Source organism: Streptomyces sp. SAI-170, from assembly GCF_049739565.1.
Taxonomy (GTDB): Bacteria; Actinomycetota; Actinomycetes; order Streptomycetales; family Streptomycetaceae; genus Streptomyces.
The window spans coordinates 7,337,133-7,351,810 of sequence record NZ_JBMGQD010000001.1; the positions used below are offsets into that span (position 1 = coordinate 7,337,133).

Here is a 14,678-nt window from a genome sequence, read left to right on the forward strand (position 1 = left end):
TCACCGCCAGGAGAGAGAGATCCTCAGAAGGTCGGCCATCGAGCGCAGGCCGTCGCGGCGGGCCGAGAACGTCGAGCCGGGGACGTCGGACCAGGCGACCGGGACCTCGACGACGTCGTGTCCGGCGCGGATCAGGGCGGCGAGGATCTCGACGTCGAAGGCGAATCCGTTGACGCGGCAGTCGGCGATGACGTCCCGTACGGTGTCGCCGTCGAAGAACTTGAAACCGCACTGGCTGTCGGCGATGCCGGGCAGGGTGAGCCGGGCCAGTTCCCGGAAGACCCAGGAACCCCAGCGCCGGCTGAGCGACTGCTCCACCTCGTAGTGCGCACCGGGGGCCCGCCGGGAGGCGATGACGGCGCGGTGCCCGTCCTGGAGCAGCGCCATGACCTGGTCGAGGGTGTCGATGGGGGTGGCGCTGTCGGCGTCCAGGAAGCCGACGAACCTGGCCCGGGAGGTGGCGATGCCCCGCCGCACCGCCGCGCCCTTGCCGCGCTCGCTGCACCCGATGACGTGGAGCGGGACCGGGGCGGCGCCGAACCCGTCGGCGACCTCGAGGGTGCCGTCGACGCTGTCGTTGTCCACGACCACGACGGCCGACGTCCAGCGCCTGCTGGTGAGGTAGTCGAGGGTGACGCCCAGGGTGCGGGGCAGCCGGCGTTCCTCGTTGAAGGCCGGGACGATCAGTTCCACGTCCACCGCGGGGCGGACCAGCCCGGCGGGCAGAGGGGCGGATCGTGCCGCGTACCGTCGTGCGGGGAAGACGCCCGGGCCGGCGCGGGGCGACTGAGTCAACGGGATCACTCCCACTACTCGCTGGTTTACGACGTATACATACACGTTCAACCCATATGGCCCGAAATGTCAACTTGTGTGCAGGTGTGGGCTGCTCAGACCCCTCGGAAGCGAATCGCCCGCTTGACGGCCGTCCGCAGCGCGCGGTCGGCCGTGTGGACCCCGGGCCGCTCGCGGTAGTAGCGCGGGGACGGCAGGTCCCGCGTGCCGAAGGTCTGCTTGAAGTGGGCGAGTGAGGCGCCCTGGCGGGACCCTCCCATGTCGTACTGCAGGCAGCCCGCCTCACAGGCGTCCTCGATCGCCAGCCGGTGCAGGAGGTGGTTGGCCCGGACGGGGTGCGCCAGTTCCCGGTTCATGGCGGCGCGCCAGAACAGGGCGTGCCGGCCGTGCCGCAGGACGATGACGGCCGCGACGGGCTCCCCGGCGTGCCACGCCGCCCAGATGGCGCACGACTCCCCGAGCCGGGCGGTCACCGTCTCCAGCAGCCGCTGCGGGAACAGGCGCTTGCGGCGCCACCGGGCCAGCGCCAGAGGTTCGTGCTGCTGGACGGCCCAGCGCTCGATCGACTGCTCGAACAGGTCGTAGAAGACCGGCACCAGGCGCCCGGTCCGGTCCACCTCCACCTCTACGCCGGAGCGCTCCGCGCGGCGGACCCCGCGGCGTACGCCCTGATCGAAGCGGCGCTCCCAGACGGTGCCGAAGCCGCCGTCGAGATCGAGCACATGCGCCCGGTGCTCCTCCAGTCGGAAGCCCGCGGGCACGGCCTGCGCCCACACCTCGCCGTCCCCGGGCCGCAGTCGCACCGCGACACGGGCGGCCGGCCGCCCGGCGAGGTCCTCGAACACCGCGCGGGCCTCGGCCCGGCCGATCTCGCCGGCCGACACCGGTCCTCCCACACCCCACTCGCCCGGCCAGGACTCCTCCGCCGCCAGCCAGTGCGGGCGCCGCGCGGACACCAGCGGGAGGACCAGCCGCCCGCCGTCCCCGAAATCGTAGAGCCGGCTGGTGTCCCGGTACGGCCCCGTGGCGCAGACGCAGTCGAGCCAGGTCGGGGTCTGCGTGACCTGCGCCGCCAGGTCCTCGGCGGCCAGCTGCCACCAGATCTCGCGGGGGGCCGGAGTGGTGATCTGCACAGTGGGTGCGTTCACGGCCTGCTCCTGCGCTCGATGAACAAATAGGGCACTTCCGACAAAAGGAGAGTATGCTCGTTTACGGCGTAAACTTCCATCGCATACGGAAGGAGCGCTCCATGTCCTCGGTCCAGGCCGTCGGCTCGCCGCTCCCGCCACAGCAGGCCCCCGCAGTACGCCGCGAAACCGACCCTGCGTCGATATGACCTCCGCGCACAGTTCCGTCGCCGTCAGCGCGGCACGCCCGGACGACGTCACCACCGTGCGCGGAGCGCGCTGGGTCACCGCGGCCTCCCTCGCCGTCGGAGCGCTCAACTACTGCTATGCCCTGCTGCTGACCCGGCTGTTGGACGTCGACGTCTTCGCGACCGTCGCGGCGGGGCAGGGACTTCTGCTGTGCGCGTCGACCGTCGCCGCCGTCGCGATCCCGTGGGTGCTGGCCCAGGCCCTGGCCCGGGCCCCCTCGGGGGCCGCACGCCGTGACGCGGCCAGGTTCGCCACGGTCATCTCGGTGCTCGGCGGCACCCTGGCCGGCGGCATCGTCGCCGCCGTGGCGACGCAGTTCGCCGGTCCCGGCGTCGTCGCCGTCCTCGGTGTCACCACGCTCCTGGTCTACCTCACCCGGGTCAGCGGTGGCTGGCTGCAGGGCACGGAGCGGATGAGGACCCTGTCATGCGTCCTGACCAGCGAGGCGGCGTTGAAAGTCGTCATCGGTCTGCTGTTCGTCGCGGCACTGGACCTCGGAGCCGCCGGCGCCCTCGCGGCATACGGGGTCGCGGCCGTCCCACTGCTGATCTGGTGGCCGTACCGCATGATGAGCGGCGGCGGGGGACGGTGGTTCTCCCCCCGGGCGCACCGTGATCTGTGGCGGCGTGCCGTCGAACTGGGCACCGTACAGGGCCTGGTGGCGGCCATGGCGACGGTCGATCTGGTCGTGATCGCCCTGCTTCCCGCCGACGGGCCCGCCACCGCCAGCTACCAGGCGAGCGTCATGGTGGGCCGTGCGCCGCTGTTCCTCGCCGGTGCCATCTCGGTGGCCTTCTTCCCGGCCCTTTCCCGGCGCCGCATGGGCGCCCCCCTGGCCGCGAACGCCGTGCGCATGTACCTCATCGTCGCCCTCCCGCTCGCGGCCGTGTGCGCCACCGCGCCGGAGGACGTGCTCGGCGTCCTCTTCCCGTCCGGGTACGAGACGATGGGCCGACTGGTGATGTTCACCGCCGTCGCGGGGTTCGCCATCGGCGGCGTCAACCTCGTCTCCACGTTCTTCCAGGCCGTCAACGACCAGTCCTGTCTGCGTCGCCAACTGCTCGGCGTGTTCGTCTTCCTCGGATGCGCGCTGGCCGGCTGGTCGATCGCCGGAGTGCGGGGGTTCGCGAGCGGCGGCGCCGTCGGCGCCCTGGTGGCCCTGCTGCTGCTGGTTCACCTGCTGGTGCGCAACCAGGGAGGCAGCGCCTTCTCCCAACTTCCCGTCCTCGAACCGGTCGTCGTCGTCGGCGTGCTCGTGATGCTGCGCGCCGTGCCCCTCGTGTGGCTGATCGCCGCGACCGCCACCGGAATCGTGGCGATGGCCCGGTTCGTGGGCCACCGAGAGAGTCCCCCCGCCCCGCGGTCCGGCACCTCGGGCTCACAGGACGCGGGCGGGGACGGGGAGCCCGTCGCACTGCTCCTCGACGCCGTCTGGCACCGCGTCGCCCGGCCCGCCGGGGACGAGGAACTGCGCCGGGCGCTCACCACCGCTCGCCGCGGCGGGGCCGACGGCCTGCTCGCCCGTGCCTACCCGCGGCAACTGGCCGGAACCGTCGCCGAGGTGAAGCGCGCGGAGGCACTGTTCCGCGGAACAGCGCGTGGGGTGACCGAGCGCCTGCGCGACGCCGGGATCCGCAGTGTGCTCGTCCTGGCGGACGGGCCGGGCGACCACCGCCGCGGTGACCTCGACGTCATGGTGCCCGATGGCCAGTGGGCGGCGGCACAGGAGGTCCTGGTGCGGTGGCGCGGGGGACCCGAGCGGAGCGGGCCGCAGCACGGCACGAAGCCGGACGGTCCTGCCGTGCGCCTGCGTTCCCTCGTGCGCTGGTTCGGCGTCCCCGTGCTCTGCGACGACCCCTTGTTCGACCGCGCCGCCCGCGCGGACGGGCATCCCTGGCTGGAGCCCCGTCCCGCCGACCGGCTGCGCATCCGCCTCGCCCACGGGCTGTTCCGCAAGCGGGCGTTGGACCTGTCGGATCTGCTGGCGATCAGGCCGCTGCTGCGGGCGGACGTGCTGGCCGACGCCGCGCGGGAGGCGGGCCGGGAGGGGTGGGCCGAGGCGCACGCCCACGCCCTGCGGACGGCCCGCGAAGCCATCGACCTGATCGACCGGGGGGAGGTCGTCGACCTGCCGGTGCCGCTCGCGGCCTCACTCGCGCACGGTGCCGCAACGGCACACACAGGCCGTCCGCGGCACCAGGGCCGGCCCGGCGTCGCCGCACGGGAGGCCGCGCTGCGGACCACCCCTGTCCCTCTCAGCCAGGAGGGCGGAAGCCGCGTGACCACTCCGGCTCCTGCCCCGCCCACGACGCCCGGCGGACCCGCGCCCACCGCCCGCCACAGGCTCGGGCGACACCATCGGCAGCGGGACCGTCTGCTGGTGGCCGTGTCGGGCCCCGACGGAGCCGGCAAGACCACCCTGGTCGGTCATGCCGCGTCGGCGCTGCGCGAGCACGGCTACACGGTCGCGAGGACGTACTGCCACGGCTGTGTGATCTGCCGCCGGTTCCCCGGCCGCCCCCGGTCCGGGCAGCGCACGGTTCCCCCGTCGAGGCCGAGGAGCTGGGCCGGTGCGGCGCACGCACAGCTCGACGCCGCCGAACTCGCGCTAAGGCTGGCCGGCGCCCGGCTCAGGGCGGCATGGCACCACCACGACCACCGCCCCGCCGTGATCCTCACCGACCGTGGCCCGCTGGACTGCCTGGCCGAGTTCGCCCCGGCCCCGGGCTCACGCACCGCCGCACTCCTCGAGCGACTGCACGGCGCCTACGACCTGACGCTGCTGCTCGGAGCGGACCCGGCCGACTCGGACCGCGCGCGGGAGGGATGCGGACGCCCCCCTCGCACCCGCTACCGCCGGTGGGCGGACAGGGAGACCAACGTCGTGAGGTTCCCCGGCTGGGAAGCCCGCCCGGCGACCGATGCCGACCCGGCGCTTCGGCTCATCGAGGAACGGGCACAGGCCCTGCGGCCCGCCCCGCGCGGCTCCACAGCCGGCGCCCGGTCCACCGCCCCCCGCGGCCGCGTCGCCATCTCGATCTTCGACGACGCCGACAACGCGGACTACCGGGGCGGCGGCTCCGTCGTCGTGGAGCGGGTGGCCCGCCGGCTGGCCGGGGAGTTCGACGTCACCGTCGTCACCGCGGCACGACACGGAGGCACACGGATGCGGGACGGAGTGCGGTACCGCTTCCTGCCCGTGTGCCGGGCCGGACCACGGGTCGCCCAGCTGCTCTTCCAGGCCGCGCTGCCCTTCATAGCGCGGCGCGTCCCGCACGACGTGTGGCTGGAGAGCTTCACGCCGCCCTTCTCGACGAGCTTCCTGCCCCTGTTCACCGGCAGACCCGTCGTCGGGATCAACCAGTGCCGCGGCAGCGAGGTCACCTGGCGGAAGTACCACGTGCCGACCTTCCTCGTCGAACGTCTCGGTCTGCGGCTCTACCGGCATCTCGTCGTCCTCAACGACACGGACGCCGCCGACGCCCGCCGCCACAGCCCCAAGGCGGACGTGCACCTGATCGAGAACGGCGTGGACGTGCCGGACCTCGACGACGCCGTGTTCGGCGCGGGCGGGCACATCGTGTACCTGGGCCGGGTGGACATGCGGGCCAAAGGCCTGGACCTGCTGCTCGAGGCGTACGAGAAGGCCGCCCCGGACCTGCCCCTGTACATCGCCGGACACGGCACACCCGCCGAGGAACGCAAGCTTCAGGCGGCGCTGGCCCGGACCCCGGGGGACGTGCGATGGCTGGGTTACACCGGCGGGGAGAGCAAGGAGCAACTGCTCAGGCAGAGCGCCTTCATGGTCATGCCCTCGCGTTACGAGACCTTCGGCCTCGTCGCCCTGGAGAGCATGGCCCACGGCAAGCCCGTGATCCACTTCGCGCTGCCGTGGCTGCGCTGGATGGCGGGGAAGGGCAACGTCGCGGTGCCTCCCTTCGACGCCGACCGGCTGGCCGAGGAGATCGCCCGTCTCGCCGCGCACCAGGACGTCCGCCGGGCGCTGGGCCGACAGGCCCACCGGGCCGCCGCAGGCTACACCTGGGAGGCGATGACCGGTTCGTACCTGGCCCTGGTCCGGGATCTGCTCGCGACCACGGCGGCGCCCTTCGAGGCGCCCGGCACGGCAGGTGGCCACCCGTGACCGCCGACCCCCTCACCGCGGCCCTCGACCGAGGAGCTCCTGTGGTGGTGCTCTCGCCCCACCTCGACGACGCGGTGCTGTCCTGCGGAGCGCTGATGGCACATGCGCGGCGTCGGGTGCCGGTCACCGTCGTCACCGTGTTCACCGCCGGCTCGCCGCCGCCCTACACCCTGTCGGGGCGGCGCTGCATACGGCTGGCCGGGATGCGTGACGCACAGCAGCTGTACGCGGCCCGCCGCGCCGAGGACACCTCGGTGCTCTCGGCCATGGGCGTCGCCTGGCAGCATCTGGGGCTCCCTGAGGGGCTGTTCCGCGTCAAGCCGGGACGTGGTGGCCGGGTGCGCCGGCTGCTGCCGGAGCGGGACCACGTCTATCCCACCTACCGCGGGCATCTCGCCACGGGCCGGATCTCGCCCCACGACAGCGAGGTGCTGCGCACGATCACGGAGACCGTCATCGCACTCGGCGCACTCGCCGCCACGGTCGGGCCGAGCCCGCCGCTGCTGCTCGCACCGCTCGCCGTCGGCGGCCACGTCGATCATCTGCTGCTCAGGCAGGCCGCGGAGCAAAGCGGCCGGCACGCCGTCTACTACAGCGAGTTCCCCTACAACCGGCGTCATGAGCCCGACGCCGAGTTCATCCGGCGCAACGCCCTCGGCGGACCGGTCACCTGGTCCGCAGGGCTGCGCGACAAGGAGCCCTGGATCCTCGGCTACCGCACCCAGGCCCGCGCCATGTTCCCCACAGGGAGGATTCCGCTGCGCCCCGAGCTCTATCTGTGCACCGGAGACCCGCCGTGATCGCCGGCGGCCGGCGGCGGCCTCGCGTCCTCATGCTCACCAGCGGTCCGCTGGACGGCCATCTGGGCGCCGACACCGATCTGGCCATGGTGCTCCTGGAGCACCTCGACGACGTGCGCTACTCCTGGTTCAGGAAGTGGCCCCGGCCCGACGAGAGAGTGCGGGCTTTGCCCGGCCGGCCGCTGCCCATCGCCTCCCGCGACGGTGAGCCGCATCTGCCCGAGCGGCTCCAGGCGGCGGCCTACGCGCTGGCCATGACCCGCCGGTCCGATCTCGTGCACGCCCTGATCACCATCGGGCCCGGATTCCCCGCCGCCTCCCGGGCCTTGTCGGCCCTCGTCGGCGACCGGCCCGTACTGCACACCGTCCCCGGTGTCATGGACCCCGCGCTCCTGCGGCGGTCGCGCCCGCTCGGTCTGACGGTAGCGCTGTCGCAGACCACCGCCGAAGCGCTGCGCACCGCCGGCTTCGGTGACGTCCGGGTCGTGTCTCCCGTCATCCGCATGGACCGATGGCCCCTGGTTCCCCGGCCGTCCGGGGACACACCGACGATTCTGGTCACCGGGCACCACGACCCGCAGGGCGGTTCCTGTGAGGCGGTCACCGCCGCCGCGGTGGCCCGCCGGGCGGGCGCTCGGTTCAAGCTGGTCCTCGCGCTCCGCGGGCGGCCGGGGCAGGACGTCCGGGCCCTGGAGGGAGTGCTGCGCGCGCAGGCGCAGCGCGAGGGCATGCCGGACACCGAGGTGCTCGGCCACGTGGACGACATGCCCGCCCTCCTGGCCGCCGCCGACATCCTGCTCTACGTGCCCCAGTCCACCGGCGGTAAGGCGGACGTCCCGCTGACCGTCCTCCAGGCGCTGGCCACCGGACGCCCGGTCGTCCTGAGCGAGCTTCCGCAGTTCCTGCCCCTGCGGGACGTGGTACTGCGGGCTCCGCCTGGTGACTGCGGGCACACCGGCAACCTGCTGGCCGACGTGCTGGCCCGGCCCCGGTGGTGGCGGTCCCTGGCCGAACGGGGCCGCGCCGCGGTGGAGGTGCGGTTCGCGGAGGCCGGGTTCGCCTCCCAGTACGCGCGTCTCTACAAGGAGTTGCTGCCATGACCGGTGTGCCTGCCGGCGGGTGCCTTCCCGCTCGCGTTCCTCCCCCGTCCCCGGAAAGGAGCCGCCCCGTGACGACGACCGTTCTCCACCCGGACGACCTCGGTGCCGCCGACCTCGCCGCGTGGCGCGCCCTCCAGCTGGCCGTCCCGGCCCTGGCCAGCCCCTTTCTGTCGCCCGAGTTCACCCGCGCCGTCGGCCGCCTGCGGCCCGCGGCCCGCGTGGCGGTGCTCGCGGACGCGTCGGGGCCGGTGGGCTTCTTCCCGTTCGAGCGGCATCGGTTCGGCCTCGGCCTGCCCATCGGCAGCGGTATGAGCGACGCCCAAGGGCTGGTCCACGCCCCGGGACTGGAGTGGGACGCGCAGGCACTGCTGCGGGCCTGCGGGCTCAGAGTGTGGCGGTACGACCATCTGGCCGAGGGACAGACGCCGTTCGAAGGGGGGCTGGCGCGCCGGTCGGCGTCACCGGTGATCGACCTGACGCGGGGCTACGACGCCTACGACGCCGCGCTGCGCCGCGCATCGGCCGACCGGGCCAGGCAGCTGAGGGCGAAGGAGCGCAGACTGCGGGCCTGCCTGGGCGAGCTCCGGCTCGTCTTCGACGAACGGACGCCCGAGCATCTCGACCTGCTGATGCGATGGAAGTCGACCCAGTACCGGGCGAAGGGGACGCGTGGACCTGTTCGCACGTCCCTGTGCGGTGGCTCTGCTGCGGGAGCTGAGCCAGGCGCGGTCCGCCACCTGCACCGGCACGCTGTCGGCGCTGTACGCGGGCGACCGGCCGGTGGCGCTGCACTTGGGACTGCGCTCCGGACGTGTCCTGCAGTACTGGTTCCCCGCCTACGCGGCAGAGGCGGCACGCTTCTCGCCCGGCATCCTCCTGCTGCTGAGGCTGGCGCAGACCGCGGCGCAGGAGGGGATGGAGCTGCTGGACCTCGGCAAGGGCGGCGAGCGCTACAAGGAGGAGATGAAGACCGGCGACCTGAGCGTCGGAGAGGGGCAGGTCACGCTGGGCACCGTGCCGGCGGCGCTGCTGCACGCCCGGGCGGAGTCGGCACGCAGGCTGCGGGCGACGGTCTCGGCCCACCCCGCACTCCGCACGGCCGCCCTCCGTGTCCTCAACTCCGCACCAGGCCCCGGCAGTTGACAGCACCGGCGCCGAGAGCGATCGAGGGGCCGTTCCCGAGGGGAAGGAAGCGACCTACACCGCCGAGTCGGCCGCCTGTGCCGCGGTCAGCAGCGACTGCCAGTCGGGGAGCTTCACCACGCCCCGGCCCAGCGACGCGCCGAGCTCCGCCTCGGCCCGCTCGATGGCCTGCCACCCCGCCCACTCCACCGGGGCGAGGCCCAGCGCGCGCAGGGCGGGCAGCGGATCGTCCGGTACGTCCGCGAGCGCGAGGACGGGCGCGTCCTCCAGCAGGGACAGCACCGTCTCCTTCGCGCAGGGACGGTTGGTGCCGATGACCCCCGTGGGACCCCGCTTGATCCAGCCCGCCACGTACACGCCGGGCGCGACCCGGCCCGCGTCGTTCGGGACCGTGCCGGTGGCCTCGTCGAAGGGCAGACCCTCCACGGGCACCCCGCGGTAGCCGACCGAGCGCAGCACCAACTGGGCCTCGATCTCCTCGAACCGGCCCGTTCCGACGACCCCGCCGCGCCCGTCGGGGACGGTCCGCTCGAAGCGCACCGCGCCCACCCGGCCGCCGTCCGCGAGGAGTTCGACCGGACGCAGGAAGAAGCGCAGGCGGATGCGGCGCGGTGCCTCACCCGGCGGCAGCCCGGCCCAGCCGCGCAGCACCTCCACATTGCGCCGCTGCACGGCAGGCAGCCCCGACGGGTCGGTGTACGCCGGGTCGAGCGCCAGCTCCGCCGGATCGACCCGGACCTCGGCACCCGGCAGGGTCCCCAGCTCGCGCAGCTCCTTGGTGGTGAAGCGGGCCTGGGACGGTCCGCGCCGGCCCACCATGTGCACGTCGGTCACCTCGCTCGCCGCCAGGGCGGAGAGCGCCGCCTGCGGCATGTCCGTCGGGCTCAGCTCGTCCGCGCCACGCGCCAGGATGCGGGTGACGTCCACCGCGACATTGCCCACGCCGATCACGACGGCCGACCGCGCGCCCCGGACGAACCCGTCGTCGACCGCGTCCGGATGCGCGCTGTACCAGGACACGAACCGCGTCGCCGACCAGCTGCCCGGCAGGTCCTCGCCCGGGATGCCGAGGTGCCGGTCCGTGGCGGCGCCCACGCAGTACACCACCGCGTGGTAAAGCTCCTGCAGCCGGGCCGCAGGCACGCCCCGCGCGCCCACCTGGACGCCGCCGAGGAAGCGGATCCGCTCGTGCTCCAGCACCGTACGCAGGTTGTTCTGGAGCGACTTGATCTTCTCGTGGTCCGGCGCCACGCCGTAGCGCACCAGGCCGTAGGGGCAGGGCAGCCGGTCCAGGACGTCGACCAGCACCCCGGGATCCCGCTCGACGAGCGTCTGGGCGGTGTAGACCCCGCTGGGTCCGGAACCGACGACGGCGACACGCAGCACTGCGGAACTCCTTGTCCGACGGTGTGGCAGGAGATCGCTGATGTCTCCAGCATCGCACCGGCGGGCCCGCGCGGGGAGGGGGCGGGGCTGCGCCGTCGGAGTGCCCGATGTGCGTGTCCCATGGGTGCTTTCGTATGGAATGTGATGATGCGGTTACGTTGCGTGTGTGCTAGAAGCATCCTTTCTTAATCTTTCTGATCGCCGTTTCGAGGACGGCGCGGTGTCCGTGTGGCCCGCCTGGGAAGTGCAGGAGAGCGACGGGGCCACCTCCTGGTTCCAGGTGCGGCTCGCCTTCGCCGACGGCGCCCGCGTCGATGCCCTGGCCGTGCTGAGCGCGGGATGCCTCTCCGTCGAGGACGTCCGCGCCCAGCCCGCGCTCTCCCTCGCCGACCTCACCGTGCTCGCCGACTGGATCGAAGGACCCCTGACCGAGGCGTGCGGCATCGAACCGGGCGAGGAGGAGGCGTACGAGGAGGAGGCCGGGGCCGGTCTTCCCGCGCAGGACGCCGACCCGCCGGCCCCGTACCGCGCCCGCCCCTCCTGGCCGCGTGGCATGGAGGGCCGCAGGCTGGTCGCCCAGGAGTACCGGGCGGCGCAGGAGGAGGGCTTCGACCCCGTACTCGCGGTGATGTGCGCGACGGGCCACAGCCGCCGCAGGTCCCTCAAGCTGATCGCCCAGGCCCGCGACGCGGGCTTCCTGACGCCGCGTCACGCCCGGCGCTGAGCCGGGGCGTTCAGATCATGTCCCGCATCCGCGAGATCTCGCTCGTCTGCTGGGCCACCACATCGTCGGCCATCTCCTCGACCTGGATGTTGTTGCCCTGCGCCTTGACGTCCGTGGCCATGGTGATCGCCCCCTCGTGATGGGCGATCATCAGCCTCAGGAACAGCGCGTCGAACGCCCCGCCCCGCGCGGCCCGCAGCTCCTTCATCTGGGCCTCGGTCGCCATTCCCGGCATCGCGGTGTGGTCGTGGCCCGAGGTCTTCTGGCTCTGCCCGTGCGTCTCCAGCCAGCCCTGCATGGCGCCGATCTCGGGCCCCTGCGCGGCCGTGATGCGGTCGGCGAGCCGCTTCACCTGGGTCGAGCCCGCCTGCTTCGGGGCCAGTTCGGACATCTCCAGGGCCTGCCGGTGGTGCTCGATCATCATGCGTACGTACGACACGTCCGCCGAGTTGGGGGTGTCGTCCTCGGCCTGCTGAGCTGCCGCCTCCTCGGCCGACAGGGTCCGGTTCTCCTCGCCCGGCAGCCCCGGCACCAGTACCGAAGGCCCGCTCGCCGCGGGTGACTTGGCGCCGCCGGCGGAGTCCGTGTCCGAGTCGCAGCCGGCGAGCGCGAACGCGGCCAGAGTGGCGAGCGACGCCGTTGCGAGGGATGCGCGCAGGGCGCGGCGGAAGTGCACGACGGCCTCCTGTGGCAGGCGATGTGGGCGGGCACACCTTGTGAGTGTTGGTGACTGTCCTAGCACTGTTCCGTGCACGACTGATCAAAAACCTGGATTACATCTACGTTTCACCCCTGTTGATCTGTGCATGATGAAGACGATACTTCGGGGGTCCGTGAACCGTTCCACCGCGAACGGAACAAGGGAGGAAGCAGTGACCCTGTCCAACGATCCCCGAACGCGGCGCAGACGTCTGGGAGTTGCCACCGCGGCGGCCGGACTTCTGGCCGCCCTGCTCACGGCCCACCCGGCCATCGCGACCCCCGACCCCGGGGACGCCCCGACGACCCAGAAGGGCGTCTCCCGCAGCGACCAGACCGAGGTGCGGGAGGCCATCGCCGACGGCGCGATACCCGGCCAGGACGAGATCGTCCACTCGGCCAACATCGAGCACCTGGCGAACGTCCCCAAGGACCTGGTCAAGGGCACCAACTCCGACCTCGCCTTCCAGGGGAAGTACGCCTTCGCCGGCAACTACGACGGCTTCCGCATCTTCGACATCAGCGACCCGAGCGCCCCGAGGACGGTCGCCCAGGTGCTGTGTCCCGGCTCGCAGAACGACATCTCGGTCTCCGGGAACCTGCTGTTCCTCTCCACCGACTCCTCGCGCAGCGACAGCAGTTGCAACAGCACCACCCAGCCCGCGACCGAGAAGTCCTCCTGGGAGGGCATGAAGGTCTTCGACATCAGCGACAAGGCGAACCCGAAGTACGTCGCCGCCGTCGAGACCGCCTGCGGCTCGCACACCCACACGCTGGTGCCCGAGCGCCGCAACGTCTACATCTACGTCTCCTCCTACTCGCCGAACGCGACCTACCCGGACTGCCAGCCCCCGCACGACGGCATCTCCGTCATCAAGGTGCCGCGCAGCGCCCCCGAGAAGGCGGCGGTCGTCGGTTTCCCGGTCCTCTTCCCCGGTGACGGCCCCGACGGCGGCGGCAACCCCGGCGGGCCCACCAACCCGGGCGTCAGCAAGACCACCGGCTGCCACGACCTCACCGTGCTGCCCTCCAAGGACCTCGCGGCGGGCGCCTGCATGGGCGACGGCATCCTGTTCTCCATCGAGGACCCTGAGCACCCCAAGGTCATCGACCGGGTCCAGGACAACGTCAACTTCGCTTTCTGGCACTCCGCCACCTTCAACCAGAAGGCCAACAAGGTCGTCTTCACCGACGAACTGGGCGGCGGCGTAGGCGCCACCTGCAACGCGGCCACCGGCCCCACGCGCGGCGCCGACGGCATCTACGACATCGTCGGCCGCGGCGAGAACCGCAAGCTGGTCTTCCGCAGCTACTTCAAGATCCCGCGCATGCAGGCCGACACCGAGAACTGCGTCGCCCACAACGGCTCGCTCATCCCGGTCAAGGGCAAGGACCTGATGGTCCAGGCGTGGTACCAGGGCGGCGTCTCCGTCTGGGACTTCACCGACTCCTCGAACCCCAAGGAGATCGCCTACTTCGAGCGCGGCCCGCTGACCACCGACAAGCTCACGGTCGGCGGCTCCTGGTCGGCGTACTACTACAACGGCCACATCTACTCCAACGACATGGCCAAGGGCTTCGACGTGCTGAAGATCAGCGACAAGCTGACCGACCCGGCGCGCCGCGTCCGGCTCGGCGAGCTCAACGTGCAGACGCAGCCGGACTACTTCGACTGACGCCCTACTCCTGCTGATCCGCGGGCCGCTTGTCCGTGGCGAAGAACCGCGACAGATCCGTGTCGCACGTCCCGCCGGGCGCCTCGGTGTCCGGCGGGACACCCATGTTCCAGTCCAGGCCGTAGCGCCGGAACAGCTCCGCGCGCAGCGGCGCGACCGGCATGCCCACATTGGGCAGCACCATCGCGTACACCGCGCCCATCAACTGCGCCCGCAGCAACGGGTAGTCGACGTCCGGGTCGCAGGAGCCGTGCCGGGATACCGTCTCCAACAGCAGCTGGGCGAGCCGCTGTTGCTCCGGGCACTGCACGAACCCCTCGGCCTGCAGCAGTCCCGCCATGTGCTGTCGCATGAGGACCGGCCGGTCCCGGGCCAGCCCCAGGATCGCGTCGATCGCCCGCGCCATGCGCTCGCGGCCGTCGTCCGTGCGCGGCTCGCGCTCCAGCCCCTCCTCCAGCGTGCGGTGCATCAGCCGGTGCACCGCGGACTGCACCAGCTGGCGCTTGCCGGGGAAGTAGTACGACACCAGACCCCGTGCCGAGCCGGCCCGGTCCGCGATGTCGCCGAGGGTCGTGGCGTCGTATCCGCGCTCGTTGACCAGCTCGACAGCCGCCTGCAGAAGCCGTTCCCGAGAACGCCGCCGCAACTCTTCATTGACCTGGGCGCTGCGCGGGGACATCCTGGACTCCTGCGTTGACTGGCTGCCAGCCAACTATACTCAGCGCAGCGGGATCCGCCTCTGGATCGGCGTGGTTCCGTTTTGCCGTCCGCCCTGGGCGACGCGGGGGATCGTCCAGGGTGGACGTCTTCTCTCGCACATAAAGTCGCCTGAGGC

The 14,678-nt window shown here is 72.4% G+C and carries 11 protein-coding genes; 6 read left to right on the top strand and 5 right to left on the bottom strand.

Annotated features, from left to right (window positions below; translation table 11 throughout):
* Complete coding sequence (locus RKD23_RS33070; RefSeq protein WP_424857028.1) at positions 1 to 795, bottom strand: glycosyltransferase; 795 nt, start codon at positions 793 to 795, stop codon at positions 1 to 3.
* 95 nt (positions 796 to 890) lie between these two features.
* On the bottom strand, positions 891 to 1,943 hold the full coding sequence (locus RKD23_RS33075; protein ID WP_424857029.1) for a GNAT family N-acetyltransferase: 1,053 nt from the start codon (positions 1,941 to 1,943) through the stop codon (positions 891 to 893).
* A gap of 184 nt (positions 1,944 to 2,127) precedes the next feature.
* Between RKD23_RS33075 and RKD23_RS33080 the strand changes: the two genes are divergently transcribed.
* The 4 genes from RKD23_RS33080 to RKD23_RS33095 all read left to right on the top strand — a co-directional run bounded on the left by RKD23_RS33080 (position 2,128) and on the right by RKD23_RS33095 (position 9,358).
* Positions 2,128 to 6,315 carry a glycosyltransferase gene (locus tag RKD23_RS33080; protein ID WP_424857030.1) on the top strand — a complete coding sequence of 1,396 codons (4,188 nt, stop codon included), beginning with the start codon at positions 2,128 to 2,130 and terminating at the stop codon, positions 6,313 to 6,315.
* Positions 6,312 to 7,115, top strand: a complete 804-nt coding sequence (locus tag RKD23_RS33085; RefSeq protein WP_424857031.1) for a PIG-L family deacetylase — start codon at positions 6,312 to 6,314, stop codon at positions 7,113 to 7,115. Before RKD23_RS33080 ends, RKD23_RS33085 begins: the two co-directional genes overlap by 4 nt.
* Positions 7,112 to 8,215 (top strand): glycosyltransferase, encoded by a 1,104-nt coding sequence (locus RKD23_RS33090; protein ID WP_424857032.1) that lies wholly within the window; start codon positions 7,112 to 7,114, stop codon positions 8,213 to 8,215. The genes RKD23_RS33085 and RKD23_RS33090 overlap by 4 nt, the downstream gene beginning before the upstream one ends.
* A gap of 669 nt (positions 8,216 to 8,884) precedes the next feature.
* Complete coding sequence (locus tag RKD23_RS33095; protein WP_424857033.1) at positions 8,885 to 9,358, top strand: GNAT family N-acetyltransferase; 474 nt, start codon at positions 8,885 to 8,887, stop codon at positions 9,356 to 9,358.
* 54 nt (positions 9,359 to 9,412) lie between these two features.
* Here RKD23_RS33095 and RKD23_RS33100 read toward each other — a convergent pair whose 3' ends face one another.
* Complete coding sequence (locus RKD23_RS33100) at positions 9,413 to 10,744, bottom strand: FAD-dependent oxidoreductase (RefSeq protein ID WP_424857034.1); 1,332 nt, start codon at positions 10,742 to 10,744, stop codon at positions 9,413 to 9,415.
* Positions 10,745 to 10,964: 220 nt separating this feature from the next.
* On the opposite strand from RKD23_RS33100, the gene RKD23_RS33105 reads away from it, so the two are divergent.
* The gene (locus tag RKD23_RS33105; protein ID WP_424857035.1) at positions 10,965 to 11,468 is read left to right on the top strand and encodes a DUF6214 family protein; all 504 of its coding nucleotides are present in this window, start codon (positions 10,965 to 10,967) and stop codon (positions 11,466 to 11,468) included.
* A gap of 10 nt (positions 11,469 to 11,478) precedes the next feature.
* Here the strand turns inward: RKD23_RS33105 and RKD23_RS33110 are convergent, their stop codons facing one another.
* Positions 11,479 to 12,144 (bottom strand): DUF305 domain-containing protein, encoded by a 666-nt coding sequence (locus RKD23_RS33110; protein WP_424857036.1) that lies wholly within the window; start codon positions 12,142 to 12,144, stop codon positions 11,479 to 11,481.
* Positions 12,145 to 12,340: 196 nt separating this feature from the next.
* On the opposite strand from RKD23_RS33110, the gene RKD23_RS33115 reads away from it, so the two are divergent.
* On the top strand, positions 12,341 to 13,843 hold the full coding sequence (locus RKD23_RS33115; protein WP_424857037.1) for an LVIVD repeat-containing protein: 1,503 nt from the start codon (positions 12,341 to 12,343) through the stop codon (positions 13,841 to 13,843).
* A 4-nt stretch (positions 13,844 to 13,847) separates the two neighbouring features.
* Here the strand turns inward: RKD23_RS33115 and RKD23_RS33120 are convergent, their stop codons facing one another.
* Positions 13,848 to 14,522, bottom strand: a complete 675-nt coding sequence (locus RKD23_RS33120) for a TetR/AcrR family transcriptional regulator (protein ID WP_424857038.1) — start codon at positions 14,520 to 14,522, stop codon at positions 13,848 to 13,850.
* Between the last annotated feature and the right edge of the window lie 156 nt (positions 14,523 to 14,678).